Origin of the sequence: Microvirga flavescens, from assembly GCF_003290125.1 — a bacterium.
GTDB lineage: Bacteria > Pseudomonadota > Alphaproteobacteria > Rhizobiales > Beijerinckiaceae > Microvirga > Microvirga flavescens.
This window is the reverse complement of the sequence record NZ_QMKH01000004.1, coordinates 145,073-165,965: the sequence shown is the minus strand read 5'-3', so window position 1 is coordinate 165,965 and position 20,893 is coordinate 145,073. Positions and strand designations below refer to the sequence as shown.

General features: G+C 63.0%; 14 protein-coding genes. 7 read left to right on the top strand and 7 right to left on the bottom strand.

Going from position 1 to position 20,893, the window contains the following annotated elements; translation table 11 throughout:
* Nucleotides 1-618, bottom strand: coding sequence for a thymidine kinase (locus DQW91_RS10000; protein WP_112663481.1), 618 nt, complete (start codon nt 616-618; stop codon nt 1-3).
* A gap of 332 nt (nt 619-950) precedes the next feature.
* On the opposite strand from DQW91_RS10000, the gene DQW91_RS09995 reads away from it, so the two are divergent.
* Entirely contained in the window at nt 951-2,594 is a 1,644-nt protein-coding gene (locus DQW91_RS09995) for a Na/Pi cotransporter family protein (protein ID WP_112663480.1), read from the top strand.
* A gap of 265 nt (nt 2,595-2,859) precedes the next feature.
* On the opposite strand, the gene mdoH is transcribed toward DQW91_RS09995, so the two are convergent.
* Nucleotides 2,860-5,040, bottom strand: a complete 2,181-nt coding sequence (gene mdoH, locus DQW91_RS09990) for a glucans biosynthesis glucosyltransferase MdoH (RefSeq protein ID WP_112663479.1) — start codon at nt 5,038-5,040, stop codon at nt 2,860-2,862.
* The gene (locus DQW91_RS09985; protein ID WP_245410978.1) at nt 5,016-6,590 is read right to left on the bottom strand and encodes an OpgD/OpgG family glucan biosynthesis protein; all 1,575 of its coding nucleotides are present in this window, start codon (nt 6,588-6,590) and stop codon (nt 5,016-5,018) included. The genes mdoH and DQW91_RS09985 overlap by 25 nt, the downstream gene beginning before the upstream one ends.
* Before the next feature lie 180 nt (nt 6,591-6,770).
* Between DQW91_RS09985 and glmU the strand changes: the two genes are divergently transcribed.
* On the top strand, nt 6,771-8,132 hold the full coding sequence (glmU, locus tag DQW91_RS09980; RefSeq protein ID WP_112663477.1) for a bifunctional UDP-N-acetylglucosamine diphosphorylase/glucosamine-1-phosphate N-acetyltransferase GlmU: 1,362 nt from the start codon (nt 6,771-6,773) through the stop codon (nt 8,130-8,132).
* A gap of 124 nt (nt 8,133-8,256) precedes the next feature.
* Nucleotides 8,257-10,086 (top strand): glutamine--fructose-6-phosphate transaminase (isomerizing), encoded by a 1,830-nt coding sequence (gene glmS, locus DQW91_RS09975; RefSeq protein WP_112663476.1) that lies wholly within the window; start codon nt 8,257-8,259, stop codon nt 10,084-10,086.
* 6 nt (nt 10,087-10,092) lie between these two features.
* Here glmS and recG read toward each other — a convergent pair whose 3' ends face one another.
* Complete coding sequence (gene recG, locus DQW91_RS09970; protein ID WP_112663475.1) at nt 10,093-12,210, bottom strand: ATP-dependent DNA helicase RecG; 2,118 nt, start codon at nt 12,208-12,210, stop codon at nt 10,093-10,095.
* 88 nt (nt 12,211-12,298) lie between these two features.
* Between recG and DQW91_RS09965 the strand changes: the two genes are divergently transcribed.
* From DQW91_RS09965 to DQW91_RS09955, 3 genes are read left to right on the top strand one after another with little or no spacing between them, the layout of a single operon-like run.
* Nucleotides 12,299-12,595 (top strand): FAD assembly factor SdhE, encoded by a 297-nt coding sequence (locus DQW91_RS09965; protein WP_112663474.1) that lies wholly within the window; start codon nt 12,299-12,301, stop codon nt 12,593-12,595.
* 54 nt (nt 12,596-12,649) lie between these two features.
* The gene (gene mfd / locus DQW91_RS09960) at nt 12,650-16,171 is read left to right on the top strand and encodes a transcription-repair coupling factor (RefSeq protein WP_112663473.1); all 3,522 of its coding nucleotides are present in this window, start codon (nt 12,650-12,652) and stop codon (nt 16,169-16,171) included.
* A gap of 1 nt (nt 16,172) precedes the next feature.
* Nucleotides 16,173-17,045 carry a serine hydrolase domain-containing protein gene (locus DQW91_RS09955; RefSeq protein ID WP_112663472.1) on the top strand — a complete coding sequence of 291 codons (873 nt, stop codon included), beginning with the start codon at nt 16,173-16,175 and terminating at the stop codon, nt 17,043-17,045.
* On the opposite strand, the gene DQW91_RS09950 is transcribed toward DQW91_RS09955, so the two are convergent.
* Together DQW91_RS09950 and DQW91_RS09945 are read right to left on the bottom strand one after the other, a co-directional pair.
* Entirely contained in the window at nt 17,023-17,376 is a 354-nt protein-coding gene (locus DQW91_RS09950; RefSeq protein ID WP_112663471.1) for a hypothetical protein, read from the bottom strand. The two genes, DQW91_RS09955 and DQW91_RS09950, sit on opposite strands and share 23 nt — an antisense overlap.
* 104 nt (nt 17,377-17,480) lie before the next feature.
* Nucleotides 17,481-19,295 (bottom strand): extracellular solute-binding protein, encoded by a 1,815-nt coding sequence (locus tag DQW91_RS09945; protein WP_112663470.1) that lies wholly within the window; start codon nt 19,293-19,295, stop codon nt 17,481-17,483.
* A gap of 218 nt (nt 19,296-19,513) precedes the next feature.
* On the opposite strand from DQW91_RS09945, the gene DQW91_RS09940 reads away from it, so the two are divergent.
* Nucleotides 19,514-20,281: an invasion associated locus B family protein gene (locus DQW91_RS09940; protein WP_112663469.1), complete on the top strand. Its 768-nt coding sequence runs from the start codon at nt 19,514-19,516 to the stop codon at nt 20,279-20,281.
* A gap of 93 nt (nt 20,282-20,374) precedes the next feature.
* Here DQW91_RS09940 and hspQ read toward each other — a convergent pair whose 3' ends face one another.
* Nucleotides 20,375-20,704 (bottom strand): heat shock protein HspQ, encoded by a 330-nt coding sequence (gene hspQ, locus DQW91_RS09935; protein ID WP_112663468.1) that lies wholly within the window; start codon nt 20,702-20,704, stop codon nt 20,375-20,377.
* Nucleotides 20,705-20,893 lie beyond the last annotated feature (189 nt).

The following is a 20,893-nucleotide window of genomic DNA, read 5'->3' as shown; positions in this document are numbered from 1 at the left end:
TTACGCCGCGGCGCATGTGAGCGCCGCGCGCCTTGAAGCCCCGATGTCGCCCTCGACCCAATGGGGGCGGCAAACCGAAATGTAGCGGCTCTCGCCGCCGATCTCGATGACCTCACCGGTTTTGACGGCCTTCCCGTCGGGATCGTAGCGCAGGATCATCGTTGCCTTGCGGCCACAATGGCAAAGCTGCTTGATCTCCTTGATGTCCTCCGCCAACGCCAGAAGGGTGCAGATGGCGGGGCTGAACAGTTCGCCGAAAACGTTGTTTTTCAGGCCGTAGGTCATCACCGGGACATTGAATTCGTCCACAAGGTGCGCGGCCTGCCAGATATGCTCAGGCGTCAGGAACTGAACCTCGTCGATCAGGACGACGGTCACCGGCGTTTTCCTATGGATTTCCGAGACGATGGCCCGCAGGTCGTCGCTCTTGCGCAGCGGAACGGCTTCCGCCGAGAGCCCGATGCGGGACGAAACCCTGCCGACGCCGGCGCGATCGTCGAGGGCGCTCGTGAACAGCAGGACCAGGCCGCCGTTCTCGATGTAATTGTGCCGCACCTGCAGGAGCTGGGTCGTCTTGCCGGCGTTCATCACCGAATAATGAAAATGCAGTTTAGCCATGAACCAAGCCTCTTCGGCCCCGAATCCGTCAGTTTGAAACGAGGCGAGAATCTCTCTTGAACCGGGATGACTCAAGGGCCGGGTGCGCTTGAGGGCGGCTTGAGTGTGGGAATCCCACAGGACAATTCATGAGGGCCTGACCTCCGGGGAAAGAGCAATGCCCGCCCAAAGCGGAATTTAAACTCCTTCCCGGCTGGGCCCGAGAAGGTTTTCCATTTTCCTTGGTGGCAATGTTACGATTTATCCCTATTATTAGCCGGCTTCGATTGCCTGAACGCTCATGACAGCCTATGCAGCCGAGCCCACCTCATCCGCACCGCTAGGGGAGCTGAATGTCCGCCACCGCCGTCCTTGTTCACCTTCTCGGTGAGATTGCCCTGCTTTTGTGGGGCATCAACATGGTCAATAGCGGGGTGCAGCGCGCGTTCGGCAGCGATCTGCGCTGGATTCTCGGCGTCGGGCTCAGCACCCGCCTCAGGGCGTTCTTCGCGGGGCTGGGCGTGACCACCGTGCTTCAAAGCAGCACGGCAACGGCGCTCATGGTCTCCTCGTTCACGGCGGGCGGGGCGGTGGATCTCGTGCCGGCCCTGGCGGTGATGCTCGGCGCGAATGTGGGCTCCACCCTGATCGTCCAGGTTCTGTCCTTCGATATCTCGCTGATTTTCCCCGTGCTCATCTTCGCCGGGTTCGTTGCATACCGCCAAGGCTCGACGAGCCGGGTACGCGACCTTGGGCGGGTGACCATCGGTCTCGGCCTGATGCTGCTCTCGCTGCATCTGCTCAGCGAAACCATTCACCCCATCGAATCCTCCGCCGTCCTGAAGAGCGTGCTGGCTGCCATCGCGCCGGACCCGATCATCCTCGTTCTTCTCGCCGGCGTTCTCGCGTGGGCCGCGCATTCGAGCGTCGCGGCGATGCTGTTCATCATGTCGCTGGCAACCGCCGGGGTCATCGACAATCATTCTGCCCTGGCGATGGTTCTCGGCGCCAATCTCGGCACGGCTCTCAACCCCTTGCTCGAAGGCACGGGCGGCGATCCGGTCAAGTTGCGGGTGCCGGTCGGCAATCTCGCCATGCGCTTGCTCGGTTGTGCGGTTGCGCTGCCCTTCCTGCCGCAAACCGTGAGCTACCTTGCCAGGTTCGAGGCCGACCCTGCGCGTCTCGCCGCGAATTTCCATACGTTGTTCAACGTGGCTCTGGCGCTCATCTTCATCCTGCCGCTCCCGGCCATCGGGCGGATGCTGCGGCGCGTCCTTCCGGAGCAGGTCAAGGCGTCGGATCCCGGCACGCCGCAATATCTCGATACGGACGCGCTCGATACGCCCTCCGTCGCGCTCTCGAACGCCGCGCGGGAAGTGTTGCGCATGGCGGACGTGGTCGAGACCATGCTGCGTGGATCGCAGGATCTGTTCCAGCACGGCGACATGAGCCAGGTCGAGGCCGTGACGCGGACGGATGACGTCGTTGACAGGCTCTACAGCGCGGTCAGGCGCTATCTCAGCTCGATCAACCACGAGGCGTTGAGCGAGCAGGAGGCAAAGCGTCTCTCTGACATTCTCGCCTTCGCCATCAACCTCGAACATGTGGGCGACATCGTCGACAAGAACCTGATGGAGCTTGCCGCCAAGCGCATCAAGAACCACCTGCGCCTGCCGAAGGAAGCGCTTGCGGATATCACGCGTATGCACGCCAACCTGCTCGAGCACCTTCAGCTCGCCGCGTCCGTGCTGATGTTCCAGGACATCGCCTCCGCACGCCGCCTCGTGGCTGAAAAGGAGCATTTCCGCGAGCTGGAGCGTACCATCACGCAAAGCCACCTTGAGCAACTGCGCGCGGGCAAGGCGGCGGGCGATACCAGCGCCCTCCAGCTCGACATCGTGCGCGACCTCAAGCGCATCGAGGCGCACATCGCCGCAACCGGCCACTCGTTGCTGGAGCAGAGCGGAGAGCTCAAGCCGAGCCGTCTCGCCTCCTGATGCGTCTACGCGGTCTCGCCGGCGAGTTGGCCAGGGCCTGCGCGCTCATTGATCGGTCTTATCGCACTGCGGCCTGCGGTCATCGGGCCAGCAACTTGATCCGTGTCCCTTTGAAATACGTTCTGGCTAATGCGGGCGAATAACCGGCGTTCAATGATGCTCTTATGAGCGAAGCGTAACCCGGTATTGATCTGGCGTTCCGCCGCAAGCTTTGTTTTGAGTTGCCGCTCGCGCGCGGCCGGTAGCTGACGCGGAGGCGATGGGCTTACTCAGCCGCCTGCGTTTCCAACTGCCCTGACTTGAGGGACATCGCCATCGCGAACAGGGCGCGGTCGTGCAACACGACCATGCGCTCCTTGGGCTTCAGCCACGCCAGAGCCTCTTCAATGGTCTGCGCGTCGGCGAGCTTTGCTTCGGCGAGGGCACGATCCGTTTCAATGTCACCGCGCTTGCGATGAGAGGGTGGCGGCAGCATGTCGAGATGTTGCTGGCGGATGGCGGGATCAACGTAGAGCGCCATGAGCGCATCCGCGTCGTCGAGGCCGGAGACTGCATTGATCTGCTGAAGCGCGTTGGCCCGCTGCGCAATGGCCGGAGGCGTACGCTCCTCAGGGGTCATCAGCAGCCCCATCCTCTTCAAGGCCAGGCCGATTCCGAGCTGTCCGCTGAGCCAGGAAAGGGGAATGGCGAGAAGCAGACCGACAATCGTCGGCGACATCCAGAGGAACAGGGAGGTCGCGATGAGGAAGGCGGAAACACCCGTGAACACGCCGAGCACGGTGTGCCAGCGATGCCGACGAACGATGTCTTTGAGCGGGATCGACCCGTCATCACGCCGTTGCGGTTGCCAGCCCGTATCCCGGCCGAGCAGGATCTGGAACACCGATCCGGATTGGATCAGCATGAGGATCGGCGCGAAGAGAGCGGCCAGGATGATTTCGAGAAGCGTCGAGACCACAAGCCTGATCGCCCCACCGCAAGCGCGCCGGTTTTCCGACTGCAGCAGCATCAGGAAGAGACCGAAGATCTTAGGCGCTATCAGGATGCTCATGGTCAGCGCGAAAAGCGCCAGCGCGCGCTCGGGATCGAAACGCGGCCAGATCGGATAGAGGCGGAAGTCCTTCGCGAAATATTCCGGGCGGATGTAGGTCGTCTGAAGAACGAGAGCGATACCGACGATCAACTGGAACAGCCAGAAGGGCGAGGCGAGATAGGACATGATGCCGGTCGCGAAATGCTGTCGCGTCGGCAGCTTGAGGCCTCTCGCCAGCATGACGCGCATGTGCTGCAGGTTGCCCTGGCACCAGCGCCGGTCGCGCGCGGCAAGATCGATCAGCGACGGCGGACTCTCCTCGTAAGAGCCTTCCAGTTCCGGCAGCATGTAGACGGTCCACCCCGCGCGGCGCAGCAGGGCGGCTTCCACGAAGTCGTGGCTGAGGATGTGCCCGCCGAGCGGCGGCTTGCCCTTCAGGTCCGGCAACCCGCCATGCGCTGCGAACGCCTTGGTGCGGATGATGGCGTTGTGCCCCCAGTAATTGCCGTCCCGGCCCATCCATGCGGAAAGGCCTGTGGCGATCACCGGCCCCGTGACGCGGGCAGCGAACTGCTGAAGGCGCGCGAAAAGCGTGTTGCGATTGATGATGAGGGGAAGGCTCTGGATGATGCCGGCGTCCGGGTCGGCCTCCATCGCCCCCGTGAGGCGAACGATGCACTCGCCCGTCATGAGCGAATCCGCGTCAAGAACGAGCATGTGATCGTAGTGTCCGCCCCAACGTGAGACGAAATCCGCGATATTGCCGGCCTTGCGGTGATAGTTCTTGGGGCGGTGACGGTAATAGAGCCGCGCATTCGGCCCCATCCGCTCGCGTAAGCCGAGGAAGGCCCGTTCCTCCGCAACCCACGCGTCCGCGTTCGTGGTGTCGGAGAGGATGAAATAATCGAAATGTTCTCCGAGGCCGGTCGCCTCGACGGATTCGTGAATGGCTTCGAGCGCCGCATATGTCCGCGCGGTCTGCTCGTTATAGACCGGCATCACGATGGCCGTGCGGCTCTTCAAGGCATTCGGGAAGGCGGGCAGTCCCGGGCGGTTGAGCAGGACGAGGAAACCGAGGATCGCGCTCGTGAAGGCCAGTGCGATCCAGGAAAAGTTGACCGTGAACAGCGCGACGAGGACCCACTGGAGGATCGTCGTGCGGCTCACCGACACGACCTGGTACATCTCGTAGGTGCCGTAGACTGTCAGTGCGAGAGCGCCACCGAAGACGAACAGGCGGGCGAGCAGGGGCGTCCGGGGATTGACGAGGAACTTGCGCTCCTGAGAGTCCGACCAGCGCCTGAGCGACTGGGTCGGCATGTCGAGACGGCTCTCAGGTGGCATGGCGGCGCCCAACCGCGCGGAGGCGGAGGAGTCCGCATCGGGACTTACGGTGTCCAACGATAGAGCCATGTCTCGCTAATCTGCTTCCCACCAGCTTCAAGGATGAGGCGCATCTCACACGCGTTTTCGTTGCCTGGGTCAAGCTCAAAAGCGACGCGGACCGCCTTTCTCTCCGGATAAGCCCACAGCTTCAGATTCTGAAACGAGCCTGGTCCGACATTCAAGACGGCCTTGAGATCCCCAACAGGGGTGCCAGCTAGAGTATCGCCTGCAAAATCGACCACAAAACGGCGACGGCGGCCGGAACGTCCCTGGCCGGTGCGGGTCGCGATCACGGTCGCCAGCGGAGGCCGCTCGGGCGGCGTCCAGCACCAATATTGCCGGTAGGCCAGCGAAACCTCCGACCCGCCCGCCATGACGGCCTTGGGGCGCCAGTAGGTCAGAATGTTGTCGTTGATCTCTGAATCGGTTGGAATTTCGAGGAGCTGAACGCTGCCTTGCCCCCAGTCGCCCAGAGGCTCGATCCAGACGCTCGGGCGACGCTCGAACCGTTGGTCGTCGTCCTGAAACGTCTCGTAGGACCGTTCACGCTGGACCAGCCCGAAGCCTTTCGGGGCGTTGTCCACGAACGCGGAAATCTGGAGCGTCTCGGGGTTGTGAAGCGGACGCCAGAGCCATTCGCCCTTGCCGTTGAACATCTGGAGGCCCGTCGATTCGTAAACGGCGGGGCGGATGTCGTCGATGTTCCGACGGTCGTTGGGACCGAAGAAGTATGTCGAGCCAATGCCGCCGAGGCCGACATGCTCGAGATTCACGCGGGGGAAGAGCGTCGTCTCCACATCGACGATGGTCATGTCGCCGGGGCGGAAAGTCATGCGGACGGCGCCGCTGGTCGATTCGGAATCGAGGACGCCGTGAATGGTGATGCTGTTGCCGCCCACCGCCGGACGCTCCAACCAGAACGCGCGGAAGAAGGGGAATTCCTCGCCGCGCACTTCGGCGGGCTTGAGGGTCAAGGCCCTCGCCATCGCCCCGAAGTTCTGCCCCTTGGCCAGGGCGCGGAAGAATGTCGCTCCCTGGATGATCGCGAAATCGTAGGCCGGGCCGTCTCCCGGGCTCGCGAGCAGCCTGAAGCCGGAGAAGCCGATATCCCCGAGATTGTTGGGCGGCGTCACGCCGTTGAAATTGTACAGGGAGGCGTCATAGCCGACGCGGCGGATCGCCTCGTCCTCGACGAGGTAGAGATCGACGGCGTTGGTGAAGACGAAGCCGCGATGGAGCGGCTCGACGAAGATGCCGCGATTCTCGCCCGCCCAGATCTGGAACGGGCTGCGGGTCTTGATGGAAATGTATTGGTCGTAATTGAGATTGGCGAAGGCGTCCGGCAGGTCGTTCGGCTGCGGCACGAACGGCTTCTTGGCCAACTGGCGTGCGATATCGATAACCGCGCTAGGGTCGAACTTCTGCCCATCGCCCATGCGTGCCTGAATGAAGGATTGAGGCGTTTGGGCTAATGCCGGGGACGTAAGGCCAAATCCGGCTACGGAAACGCCCAGATACGCGAGCACGTCGCGGCGGCGCGGAGTCAGCAAGGGGGACAGATCCTGTCGGAGCGGCACGGCAGTGCTCTTGTGTTATTGTGATGCAACTAGAGGAAAGGGCGAACACCTCCTCTTATAGTTTAGGATTCCTTATTGCTAGATAAACGGGCGATTTACCGCCTCAGGCTAATATTCCGCATATATTGCAAGAATGTCTCTATGTGATAGCCGCTGCGACCCCGCTGGAACGAAACCGAAATGACCTCGAACGCCAACTCCCGAAGCTGCCTCGCCGTCGTTCTTGCCGCAGGCGAGGGGTCCCGCATGAAGTCGGACATCCCGAAGGTGATGCATCAGGTGGCGGGGCGCACCCTTCTCGGCCACGCGCTCGCCGCGGTGCGGCAGGCGGGCGCCGACAGTGTCGCAGTGGTTGTCGGTCCGGACCGGGAGGATGTGGCAAAAGAGGCGAGGGCAGCCCTCCCAAACGCCGAAATCTACACGCAGCGGGAGCGCCTAGGCACCGGCCATGCCGTGTTGACCGCCCGTGACGCGCTCGCGCGCCGCCCCAGCGACGTGATCGTCGCCTATGCCGACACGCCCCTCGTTACTGCCGAAACCTTCGTGAAGCTCCGTGCGCCCCTGGCCGAAGGAGCCGCTGTCGTGGCCTTAGGCTTCCAGGCCAAGGACCCGACTGGCTATGGGCGTTTCCTGATGTCAGGCGACGAGCTTCTCGATATCCGCGAGCATCGCGACGCCACGGAGGAGGAGCGCAAGATCACGCTCTGCAATGCCGGGCTGATGGCGATCCGGGGCGATATCGCCCTCACGCTCCTCGAAAAGCTCGATAACAAGAACAGCCAGGGCGAGTACTACCTGACGGATGTCGTCGCCGTAGCCCGCTCCCTTGGTGAGAGGGCTGTCGTCGCTGTGGTTGGCGAAGACGAGGTGCACGGTGTCAACGACCGCGCCCAGTTGGCCATCGCCGAAGCGATGATGCAGAAACGGCTCCGTCATGCGGCCATGGCCTCGGGCGTGACGCTCGTCGCTCCGGAGACCGTGTTTTTCAGTTTCGATACAAAGCTCGGGCGGGACGTCATCGTCGAGCCGAACGTCGTTTTCGGCCGCGGCGTCGTCGTCGAGGATCGGGCGGTCATCCACAGCTTCAGCCACCTTGAGGGCGCGACGATCGGGAAGGATGCCGGTGTCGGTCCTTTCGCGCGCCTGCGTCCCGGTGCCTCGCTCGGCCCCAAGGCGAAGGTCGGCAACTTCGTCGAGATCAAGAACGCGGAACTCGGGCAGGGCGCGAAGGTCGGCCATCTGACCTATCTCGGAGACGCGACCATTGGAGCCGACGTGAATGTCGGCGCGGGGACGATCACCTGCAACTACGACGGTTTCGGCAAGTACCGCACCGTGGTGGGCGAAGGGGCGTTCATCGGGTCGAACTCGTCCCTCGTCGCACCCGTCACCATCGGCAAGGGCGCCTATGTGGGCTCAGGCTCCGTCATCACGCAGGATGTGCCCGCCGACGCCTTGGCGCTCGGCCGGGGACGGCAGGCCGTGAAGGAGGGCTGGGCGCAGGCTTTTCGCGCGAAGTCCCTCGCCATGAAGCGCAAGTGATCCAATTCAAGTGATCCAGCTTCGAAACAATCCGTCACGCAAGTTGATTTGAGGTGACGGGGCAACCTGAGTAGCAAGGCCGCATCTGGGCTTTGATCAAAAGTCTCAAAGGATAGGGCTAACTATGTGCGGCATCGTCGGAATCGTCGGGAACAACCCGGTCGCGCCTCAAATTGTCGACGCTCTCAAGCGTCTTGAATATCGCGGCTATGATTCCGCCGGTGTGGCGACGCTCGAGAATGACAACAAGATCGAGCGCCGCAGGGCCGAAGGCAAGCTTCGCAATCTGGAGCAGAAGCTCTCCCAAACCCCGCTTTCCGGCACCATCGGCATCGGCCACACCCGCTGGGCGACCCACGGAAAACCCAACGAGACGAATGCCCATCCGCATGCGACGGACAAGGTTGCCGTCGTGCACAACGGCATCATCGAAAACTTCCGCGAGCTGAAGACCGGCCTCGAAGCCAAAGGCATCACGTTCGAGACCGAAACCGACACTGAGGTTGTCGCTCAACTCGTGACCTATGAGATGCGTCAGGGGCGTGGGCCGATCGAGGCCGTCTCCGTCACCTTGCCGCGCCTGCGCGGGGCATTCGCTCTCGGCTTCCTCTTCAGCGGCGAGGACGATCTTCTGATCGGCGCACGGCACGGCGCGCCCCTTGCCGTCGGGCACGGCGCGGGCGAGTCGTTCCTTGGTTCCGATGCGCTCGCGCTCGCGCCCTTCACCGATGAGGTCACGTATCTGGAAGATGGCGATTGGGCGATCCTCAACCGCCACAGCGTGGAAGTGCATGACGCTTCCGGCCAGCGCGTGCAGCGCCCGCGCAACAAGATCGTCACCAGCGCGTTCGTCGCTGAGAAGGGCAACTACCGCCATTTCATGGCGAAAGAGATTCACGAGCAGCCGGAGGTCGTCGGGCGCACCTTGGCGCATTACGTGAACTTCGCCGCTGGAAAGATAGATCTTCCCTTCGCGCTTCCGTTCGATTTCAAAGATCTGCGCCGCATCTCGATTTCAGCCTGCGGCACGGCCTATCTGGCAGGTCTCGTCGCCAAGTACTGGTTCGAGCGTCTGGCGCGTATTCCGGTCGAGATCGATGTCGCGTCTGAGTTCCGCTATCGCGAAGCGCCGCTCGAGGCTGGCGGACTGGCGCTGTTCGTCTCGCAATCCGGTGAGACGGCGGACACCCTCGCATCCCTGCGCTACGCCAAGGAGCAGGGGCAGCACGTCCTTTCCGTGGTGAACGTGCCGACTTCCACGATGGCGCGGGAAAGCTCCGTCGTCGCGCCCACACTGGCGGGAGTCGAAGTCGGCGTGGCCTCGACGAAGGCATTCACTTGCCAGTTGTCGGTGCTTTTGTGCCTCGCCATCGCCGCCGGACGGGCGCGCGGAACGATTACCGCCGAGGAGGAACGTGAACTGATCGACGCCCTCATCGGCGTTCCCGGCCTCATGAGCGAGGCGATCAAGCGCGAGCCGCAGATTGAGGTTCTCACGCGCGATCTCGCCAAGGCCAAGGACGTTCTCTACCTCGGGCGCGGCACGTCCTATCCGCTGGCACTCGAAGGCGCGCTGAAGCTGAAGGAAATCTCGTACATCCACGCCGAAGGTTATGCGGCGGGCGAACTCAAGCACGGCCCCATCGCCCTGATCGACGAAACGCTGCCCGTAATCGTCATCGCCCCGCACGACGCGGTCTTCGAGAAAACCGTCTCGAATATGCAGGAGGTCGCTGCGCGCGGCGGGCGTATCGTTCTCATCACCGATGAGAAGGGCGCGCTGGAAACGGGCCTCGATACGCTGGCGACCATCGTCATGCCGATGGCGCACCCGCTCGTCGCGCCGCTCGTGCACTCGATCCCGATCCAGCTTCTCGCCTATCACACGGCGGTCTTCATGGGCAAAGACGTGGACCAGCCGCGCAATCTGGCGAAATCGGTCACGGTGGAATAACGCGGCTCACCCAGCCCTGAGTAACCTGATCGCGGCGTCACGCTCGAACAGGTAGAGCAGCACACGCAGGGCCTCGCCGCGCTCGGAAGTCAGTTCCGGGTCGCGGTCCACCACAAGACGGGCATCGTCCCGTGCGGCGACGAGGAGTTCGCTGTCGATGTCGGGACGCGCCATCTTGAAGCCGGGAAGGCCGGATTGGCGCGTGCCGAGGATTTCGCCTTCGCCCCGCAGGCGTAAGTCCTCTTCCGCGATTTTGAACCCGTCCTCGGTCTGGCGCATCATTTCAAGGCGCGCCTGCGCGGTCTGGCCGAGCGGGCCTTTGTAGACGAGGAGGCATGTGGAGGGGCGGGAGCCCCGGCCGATGCGGCCCCGCAACTGGTGGAGTTGCGCGAGGCCGAAGCGCTCCGCATGCTCGACCACCATCACGGTGGCCTCCGGCACATCGACGCCGACTTCGATCACCGTGGTCGAAACCAGAACCCTCGTCTTGCCCGAAGCGAAGGCCTCCATCGCCGCGTCCTTGTCGCGCCCCGCCATCTTGCCGTGAACGAGCCCGACCTGATCGCCGAAGATCTGCTGCAACTGCTCGAAGCGCTCTTCGGCGGCGGCGAGATCGACGGTTTCGGATTCCCCCACCAGCGGGCAAACCCAATAAACACGGTCGTCCTGCGCGATGGCGCGCCCGATCCCGCCGATCACCTCGTCCAGGCGCTCGATGGAAATGAGCTTGGTCGAGATGGGCTTGCGGCCCGCAGGCTTCTCGTCAAGCACGGAAACATCCATGTCGCCGAAGCAGGTCAGCGCCAAAGTGCGCGGGATCGGCGTTGCCGTCATGACCAGAATATCGACCGCCGCGCCCTTCGCGCCCAAGGCGAGGCGCTGATGCACGCCGAAGCGATGCTGCTCGTCCACCACGGCGACCCCGAGATCGTGGAAGGCGACATCGTCTTGAAACAGGGCATGCGTGCCGACCGCAATGTGAATGCTGCCATCCGCAAGGCCGGCAAGAACGCGCTTTCGCTCCGCGCCCTTGTCGCGGCCGGTGAGGAGCGCGATGGACAGGCCCGCATCCTGCGCGAGCGGCAGCAGGCGCTCGTAGTGCTGGCGGGCCAGAATTTCGGTCGGCGCCATCATGGCGGCCTGCCGCCCGGCCTCGATGGCGCTCGCCATCGTGAGAAGCCCCACCACGGTCTTGCCCGAGCCGACATCGCCCTGCAGCAGGCGCAGCATGCGCTTGTCGGAGACGAGGTCGCGGCGGATGTCGGCGACGGCTTTCTCCTGAGATTTCGTGAGCCCGAAGGGCAGGGCCTTTTCAATCTTGGTAACGAGGCTGCCGTCGCCCGCATTCACACGGCCCGGCAGGCGGCGCATCCGGCTTCGAACAAGAGCGAGCGCGAGCTGCGAGGCGAGGAGTTCGTCATACGCCAGACGGCGGCGGAAAGGGGATTTCGCGAGGGCTTCTTCGGTGACCTGCCCGGCATGGTCGGGGCGATGAAGGGTGCTCATGGCTTCGTGGAAGGGCGGAAAGCCGTTCTTTCCGAGCCAGGCGGCATCCTGCCACTCGGGCAGGGTCGGCACCCGTTCGAGGGCGCTGCCCATGTAGCGCCCGATCATCCGGGAGGTCACGCCCTCGGTCTGGCCGTAGACCGTCTCGACGGCGGGAAGCGTGGCGATGCTGCGCTCGTCGAGAACGCGGTCGGGATGGACCATCTGGCGCATGCCATCCCAGGTCTCGATCTTGCCTGAAACGAATCGGCGCTCGCCGACGGGGAGAAGCTTTTCCAGCCGCGCCCTCTGACCGTTGAAGAAGATGAGCGCGACATCGCCAGTCTCGTCCTCGACAATGACGCGATAGGGCGCGCGGCGGCCCGGAGGGGCGGGGCGGTGGGCGGCGACCGTTACGGCAAGAGTCACCGGCTCACCCACCGGAGCATCCGCGATCGACCCCTTGATTTCCCGGGAAATTCCGCCGCTCGGCACATGGAACAGCAGATCCAGCACCCGCGCCGGACGGCCGGGCTCGCCCAGAAGCCTGTCGAGGAGAGGGGCTATCTTGGGGCCGACGCCCGGCAGTGTTGTCGCGGGCGCAAAAAGCGGATCGAGAAGGGAGGGACGCAGGGACATTCGACCGGGGTGGCAAGAAGGGTTCAGCCGTTTATATAGCGGCGAACCCATTGTGAAGCGATGCCCACTTCAACCGGAGGAAAGCCCCATGAGCGGAACGACACGCAGCAGCGCCGATCTCGATGTGCGCCGTCGGCAGATCCTGTTCCGCGCCTGGCACCGGGGCATGCGGGAGATGGACCTCATCATGGGCCGTTTCGCCGACGCGGAAATCGGAAATCTTTCCGAGGACGAGGTGACCGAGTTCGAGCGGCTGATCGAGGTGCTGGACCGGGATCTTCTCGGCTGGGTCACGGGGGAGATCGCGATTCCCACCAATTACGACACGCCCCTGTTCCGCCGCCTGAAAGGGTTCCATACCCATACTTCGCCGATCCATAACTGATGCCTGTGCGGCAAACCTGCCGCGCCTCCTGTTGCCGCTTATCCGTTTGAGCCGATGAAATCCCTTCTGACCCGCGCCCTCGACACCCTCAAGAAAGGGCAAAGCCTGACGCTTTCGAGCGTGCCCGACGGCTTCGACGCACTCGTCGTCGGCGATCTCGCGCGCGGATTGTCCGGCGTGATCGATGGTCCGGCGGTCCTCGTGCACGTCTCCCGGGACGGGCTGCGGCAGCAGAACTTCATAAACGGACTGGGCTTCGTCGCCCCCGAGATCGAAGTGCTGACGTTCCCCGCCTGGGACTGCCAGCCCTATGACCGGGTGTCGCCCAACACGGCGATCACCGCGCAGCGGATGACGACGCTCGCCCGGCTGACCCGCTCAAAATCCTCCGAGGAGAAGCCACGCATTCTCTCGACCACGGTCAACGCCCTGGTCCAGCGTGTACCGCCGCGCGCACGGATCGCTGTCGAGACCTTCTCCGCCGCTCCCGGCAACGTGGTCGACACCAAGCTTCTGATCGAGTGGCTGGAGATCAACGGCTTCATGCGCACCGGCACCGTGCGGGACGCGGGCGAATATGCGGTGCGCGGCGGCATCATCGATCTCTACCCGGCGGGACTTCCCAACCCCGTCCGCCTCGATTTCTTCGGCGACGCGCTGGAATCGATCCGCTCCTTCGACCCTGAAACACAGCGCACCGTCGGCACCCTGCGCGCCCTTGATCTTGTGCCGATGAGCGAGGTGCAGCTCACCACCGAGAGCATCAGGCGCTTCCGGCAGACCTATGCGGCGACATTCGGCGCGCCGACACGCGACGACCGGCTTTATGAAGCCATCAGCGAAGGCCGCCGCTATCCGGGCGTGGAACACTGGCTGCCGCTCTTCCACGACCACCTCGACACACTGCTCGATTATGTGCCGGATGCGCCAATCGTGTTCGATGCGCTTGTCGATGACGCGGTGGGCGAGCGGCTGGCGCAAGTGAAGGATTACTACGACGCGCGCCATTCGGCGCTTGGCGAAAGCCAACCCGGCGTCGCGCCTTATCGCCCACTGTCGCCGGAATTGCTCTACTGGAAGCCGGAGGAATGGGCCGAACGCACCGCGAGCCTGCCGCTGGCGCGTCTGACACCATTCGCGATCCCCGAAAGCGAGGGGCGCGTCATTGTGGATTGCGCGGCGCGGCGGGGGCGCAACTTCATCGCCGAACGGGCGGACGAAAACGCCAACGTCTTCGCGGCGGTGGTGCAGCACATCCGCGATCTGCAGAAGTCGGACCATCGCGTCATCCTCGGAGCGTGGTCGGAGGGCTCGCGCGAGCGTCTGGGCCATGTGCTGCAGGATCACGACCTGCGCCAGACGAAGCCCGTTTCGCGCCTGACCGACGCGATGGCCTTGCCTAAGACGGAAATTCCCATCGCGGTCTGGAATCTGGAAGCTGGATTCGAGGCTGCCGGTCTCGCCGTTATCAGCGAGCAGGACATTCTGGGCGACAGGCTCGTGCGCCAGAAGCGCAAGTCCAGGCGTCCGCAGGATTTCCTCACCGAGGTCGCGGCGCTCACGCCGGGCGATCTCGTCGTCCACGTCGATCACGGCATCGGGCGTTTCGAGGGCCTGAAAACCATCGAAGCGGCCGGCGCGCCGCACGATTGCCTTGAGCTGCACTACGCGGGCGGCGACCGTCTCTTCCTGCCTGTCGAGAACATCGAGCTTCTGACGCGCTACGGCTCCGAGGAAACAGAAGTCCAGCTCGACAAGCTCGGTGGCGGCAACTGGCAGGCGCGCAAGGCGCGCATGAAGCAGCGTATCCGCGAGATGGCGGGCGAGCTCATGAAGATTGCCGCCGCGCGCATTCTTAAAGAAGCGCCGCGCCTCATTCCGCCGGAAGGGCTCTACGACGAATTCGCCGCGCGCTTCTCGTATGACGAGACGGAGGACCAGCTCAACGCCATCGAGGCGGTGCTGGACGATCTCGCCAGCGGGCGGCCGATGGATCGTCTGATTTGCGGCGATGTCGGCTTCGGTAAGACGGAAGTGGCGCTGCGCGCAGCCTTCGTCGCCGCCATGAACGGCAAACAGGTCGCCGTGGTAGTGCCGACGACGCTTCTCGCGCGCCAGCATTTCAAGACCTTCTCCGAACGCTTCCGTGGCCTGCCGCTCACCATCGGCCATGCCTCGCGCTTCGTGCCCGCCGCCGAGTTGAAGAAGACCAAGGAGGGGTTGAAGGACGGATCCGTTGATATCGTGGTTGGCACCCACGCGGTGCTTGGTAAGTCCATCGAGTTCAAGGATCTCGGCCTCATTATCATCGATGAGGAGCAGCATTTCGGCGTCTCGCACAAAGAGCGCCTGAAGGCGCTTCGCGCGGAAGTGCATGTGCTGACGCTCTCCGCAACGCCCATTCCGCGCACCCTGCAGCTGGCTTTGACGGGCGTGCGCGAACTCTCGCTCATCACGACGCCGCCGGTGGACCGCCTGGCCGTGCGCACTTTCGTCACGCCGTTTGACCCGCTTTTGACCCGCGAGGCGCTGTTGCGCGAGCGCTATCGTGGCGGGCAGGCTTTCTATGTGGTGCCGCGCCTCGACGATCTCGCGGACGTCAAGAGTTTCCTCGACAAGGAAGTGCCGGAGGCGAAGGTCGCCATCGCCCACGGACAGATGGCGGCAGGACAGCTGGAAGATGTCATGACGGCCTTCTACGAGGGCAAGTATGATATCCTTCTCTCAACGACCATCGTAGAATCGGGCCTGGACATTCCGACCGCCAACACGCTCATCGTCCACCGAGCTGACATGTTCGGCCTCTCGCAGCTGTATCAGTTGCGCGGGCGCGTCGGGCGCTCGAAGACCCGCGCCTACGCGCTCTTCACCGTGCCCGCCAACCGCACATTGACCGTGCAGGCCGAGCGTCGCCTGAAGGTGCTGCAGACCCTCGATACTCTTGGCGCAGGTTTCCAGCTCGCCTCGCACGATCTCGACATTCGCGGCGCGGGCAATCTGTTGGGCGAGGAGCAGTCGGGCCACATCAAGGAAGTGGGCTACGAACTCTACCAGCAGATGCTGGAAGAGGCCGTCGCCCAACTGAAGGCGGGCATCGAGGAGCCGACTGAGGATCAATGGTCGCCGACCATCTCCGTCGGCGCGCCTGTCATGATCCCGGAGAGCTACATCTCCGATCTGCAACTGCGCCTCGGCCTCTATCGCCGCCTCTCGACCTTGGAGACGGATGCGGAAATCGACGCCTTCGGCGCGGAGATGATCGACCGCTTCGGCCCGCTGCCGACGGAAGTCGACCAGCTTCTCAAGATCATGGCGATCAAGGTTCTGTGTCGCCGCGCCAATGTCGAAAAGGTGGATGGCGGGCCGAAGGGCATCATCGTCTCGTTCCGCGACAACTCCTTTGCGAACCCAAACGGCCTTATCGCCTACGTGACGGAGCAAGCCTCCTTCGCGAAGGTGCGCCCGGACATGAAGATCGTCTTCATCCGCGACATCGAGGACCCGAACGACCGCATCAAGTCCGCGACGATCATCCTGCGCAATCTCGCGCGCATCGCGGAGAAGAAGGCCGCCTGAGATGCACGCTCATATCGTCATCACGGGCGGCGAGATCGGACGGGCTGACAACGCGGAGATAGTCGTGCCGTGGTGGAGCGTCACCAAGACGGTCATCGCCGCCGCGTGTCTCACTCTTGTGCGGGATGGCGCTCTGCAACTCGATGAGATGATGGCGGATCGGCCTTATACGCTTCGGCAATTGCTGCAGCACCGGGCGGGCCTCGTCGACTACGGCGGCTATCAAGCCTATCACGATGCTGTTGCGGCCGGTGACGAGCCTTGGCCCTTGAACGAACTTCTCACGCGCATCGATGCCGACCGGCTGCGCTATCGCCCCGGCGAGGGATGGGGTTATTCCAATATCGGCTATGCGCTGGTAGGCCGGATCCTCGAGGAAGCCACGGGAGCCGATCTCGCGGAGGCATTGAGGCGTCTTGTTCTCGACCCGCTCGGCGTCTTGTCCGCGCGGCTCGCGAAGGACCGAAGCGATCTTGCGCAGGTCGCAATGGGCGAGGCGCAGAACTATCATCCCGGTTGGGTCTATCACGGCCTCCTGGTCGGCTCGGTGAAGGATGCCGCGCTCCTGATGGATCGCCTTTTCAAGGGGAGTTTCCTGCCCGCGTCGCTTCTTGCCGAAGCGACAGAGCCTTTTGTTCTCGGAGGCCCCATCGAAGGTCGTCCCTGGCGCAAAGCCGGTTATGGCCTCGGGCTTATGAGCGGAACGTTCAACGATGGGAGCCGGGTCGTCGGCCATACGGGTGGAGGACCGGGAAGCCGGGTCGCCGTCTATCACTTCCCCGAACTGTCGCCGCACCGCACGGTGGCCGCTTTCAGCGTCGGGATTGACGATGCCATTGCCGAAAATGAGGTTATGAGGCTCGCGTCTCAATGATGCGGAACGCGCCGGGCTCGCACTGCAGAAGCCTCGGCGAGATATGGGCATTGTCGCCGGTCAGCAGGATTACCGGCACGCCGCTATCGCCGAGCATGTGCTGAAAGCGCTGGGCAAGCGCGAGGAACTTGGACCGCTCTGCGGCGGGCGCATCCTCAGCGATCTGGAGAACGACCGCGACCGGGCTCGGAATGAGCGCGAGAACATCGTCCGCAGCCTCGAAGGGAGTGGTGATGCTGGCATAACCCATGCCGGCGAGTTCCGCCGAAAGGGCGCTGTCCGGCGCACGTTCGCCGCTGTCGACCACAAGAACCTTTTTCAAACCGTTCATGTCGAGCCCCGTCGCATGAGCGTCCTTGGAACCAAGGTCGCTTTCAAACGCTCTCAGGACCCCTTTGTTTCACGGTGCAAATGAACGGGAGAGTAACGGCCCATTCAGGGGGCGGCGAGCCACCACGAATCGATGCTGGTGCCCAAAAGTGGCGTGGAGGAGGGCCGCTTCAGGTTGGATTTATGGGCAATCCACTGATCGGGCACATAAAACAGCGGCACGACATAGAATCCGGAGAGAAGAACCCTGTCGAGCGCGCGGACGGCGGCAACAAAGTCCTCCCGGCTCCGCGCCTCCAGTATTGCATCGATCATGCGATCGATGGCGGGCGAGGAGGCTCCCGCGTAGTTCAGCGAACCTGATCTCGACGCCGCAACAGCCCCCCAGCGATTGCGCTGTTCATTGCCGGGGGAAGCCGTCGCGGACCACGCCGTCTGGATCATGTCGAATTCAAACCGCGAGATCCGCCGCCAGTACTGTACATCGTCCACGAGGCGCACCCGTGCCTGAATGCCGACCCGGGAGAGGGATTGGGCGAAGTTGAGGGCGAGCCTCTCCTGAGCCTGCGATCTCACCAGCAATTCGAACGTAAAGGGCTCACCAGTGTCCTTGCGGCGCAGCGTGCCGCCTTGAATGACCCATCCGGCCTCATGCAGGAGGGAGAGGGCGCGTTGCGCCGCCTCCCGGTCACGTCCCGAACCGTCGTTGGAGGGAAGCCGCCAGCTCCCTTCAAGAATGTCGCTGCGAACAGCGTCAGAGAAAGGCGCGAGAAGGCGACGCTCCTCCTGCGTGGGCGCGCGGCCGTAAGAGGAAAGATCGGAGTCGGAAAAGTAGCCCGTGCATCGTTGGAGCTGGCCGAAGAACAGGTTGCGGTTGATCCAGTCGAAATCGATGAGATAGCCGAGCGCCTCCCGCACTCTCGCATCCGCGAAGATGGCCTTGCGAGTGTTGAAGGCAAATCCGTTCATGCCTTTCGGCATCTTGATCGACAGCGCCTCGCGAATGATACGGCCATCACGGACGGCGGGAATGTCATAGCCGGTTGCCCATCGACCGGCGTCGGTCTCAAGGCGATAGTCATAAAGTCCAGCCTTAAAAGACTCAAACAACGTACTGTCATCGCGATAAAAATCGTATTCGATTTGATCGAAGTTGTAGACGCCGGAAAGGATCGGAAGATCAGCGCCCCAGAAGTCCTTGCGCCGCTCCAGCAGAACGCGCTCGCCCGGCTTCACGTCCTTGATTGTGTACGGCCCCGAGCCGATGGGCGGGGTCAGAGACGTATTCGCGAAAGTTTCTGCATTGGTCGCATGGGCCGCGAAAATCGGCATCGTCGTAGCGATGATGAGAGGCAGCTCCCGGTCGCTCGATCCCGACAGATCGAACCTGATCCTGTGAGGGTCCACGATCTCGACCGCCTTGACCTGACCGAAACTGGAGCGGTGAAACGGCTTTCCGTTCTTCTTCAATAACTCGAAGGTAAAGCGCACGTCCTCGGCGGTGAGAGGATGGCCGTCGGAGAAATGGGCGCGGGGATCGAGATTGAATACGATCCAGCTTCTGTCCTCGGGCATCTCATAGGAGCGGGCGACAAGGCTATAGGCGCTGAAAGGCTCGTCGAGCGAGCGCATCATAAGGGTCTGCAGGACATAGCGCGGCACGACATCCGGCGCGACACCGAGTACGATCAGCGGATTGAGGCTGTCGAAGGTGCCTTGAAGGGCGAGTGTGATTCGCCCGCCTTTTGGGACATCGGGATTCGCGTAGGGCAGTCGCGTGAAGCCATCTGCAAGGGCAGGGGCTCCATGCATCGCAAGGCTCTGCCGCTCCGGCAAGGCCTGTGCGGCAGAGATCGAGGCGGCCGCGGAAAGAATCGCGGCAAAGGCCGCCCGCAGGCAATTCCCGACTCTCCAGCGCATTGGCTCCACTCGCGATTCGTGTATTTTGCCAAGGATATTACGGACAAAGGTGCTGTTTGCGACTGGAATCCTCCTCTGCGAGAGGATAAAGGAACGCTGCACGTCATGCCTTCGCCTTAATCGGCAAAGATTCACTGTCCCATTGAAGGTTATCGAGTTACTCAATAATACGGCTCGCTCCACCGCAGCCAGCCTTCCGACTGAAGAGGAATAACGACATGTCATTCGCGACTCGCATCGCGAGCCTGAGGGGCAATCGCGGCCTGGTTACCGCTTTGGCGCTGGTGCTGAGCGCCTCGCCCGTTCTGGCGCAGACGGCACCGGCCCCTGCGAGGCCTCAGGCCCAGCCCGCCCAGGCTCCGCGCCCCGCAGCTCCACCGGCTGGCGCTCCCGGCGCCGCTCCCGCTCCGCAGGGCACCGGCCCGATGGTCGTCCAGGTCAAGCCCGAGCCGTCCCAGCCGGAATGGACGAAGGTTTGCGGCAAGGATCAGGGCACGAACTCCGAGATCTGCTACACCACCCGCGACTTCGTTTCGGATCAGGGCCAGCCGGTCCTCGCCGTGGCGCTCTATGACATCAAGGGCGCGCAGCCGCAGAAAATCCTGCGTTTCCTGATGCCCCTCGGCCTGCTTCTGCAGCCGGGCGTCCGCTTCACGGTCGATCAGGGCGCGCCGGTTGACGGCAGGTACGCCGTTTGCTTCCCGAACGGCTGCTTCGCCGAGTCCCCTGTCAAGGACGAGTTCATCGCAGCACTCAAGAAGGGCACCAGCCTGAACGTCAGCGTTCAGAACCAGGCTGGCCGCATGGTCACCTTCGCGGTTCCGGCCACTGGCTTCGGCAAGGCCTTCGACGGCCCGGCCATCGACCCGAAGGTTCTGGAAGAGCAGCAGAAGAAGTTGCAGGAAGAGCTCGAGAAGAAGAGCGACGAAATGCGCAAGAAGCTCGAAAGCGGCGGCGCGGCCGCTCCGGCGGCTCCCAAGCCGTAAAGCTCTCGACGATCCAAAGAAAACGCCGGGCCAGTGCCCGGCGTTTTTCGTTTTGGGAGCACAAACTGGAAAGGGGTTTCCGGTCCTTGCGTTCTAATGGCTGACGGTCGGGAGAGCCCGGTACGCGCCGCCTTCGTCGCGCACGAACATCTGTCCGATCATCGGGTTGCGCAAAGGCTCCTCCGAGTCGTCCAGAACCAGATTTTGCTCGGAAACATAGGCGATGTATTCGCTTTCCGCGTTCTCGGCGAAGAGGTGATAGAAGGGCTGATCCTTGCGTGGGCGCACGTCCTCGGGGATCGAGAGCCACCATTCTTCCGTGTTGCCGAACTCAGGGTCGACATCATAAATCAGGCCCCGAAAAGCATAGACCCGGTGTTTCACCACTTGGCCTATGCCGAACTTCGCGAAAAGCGCCTTCATCGGTTCTGTTCCTTCGCCCGAAGTATTGTGTTGTTGCGCGTACCCGGAAAATTTGATCATAAAATGGCTTACTTACCAGTCGTAATTCACGATTGAGCCTTGCGTTTTTCTTCTGACGCCCCTTCGTTCATGTCATTGCGACGCTTTCGCGAGCCTGCGAGAAGAAGCTTCCCAGCCACATGAGAGTAA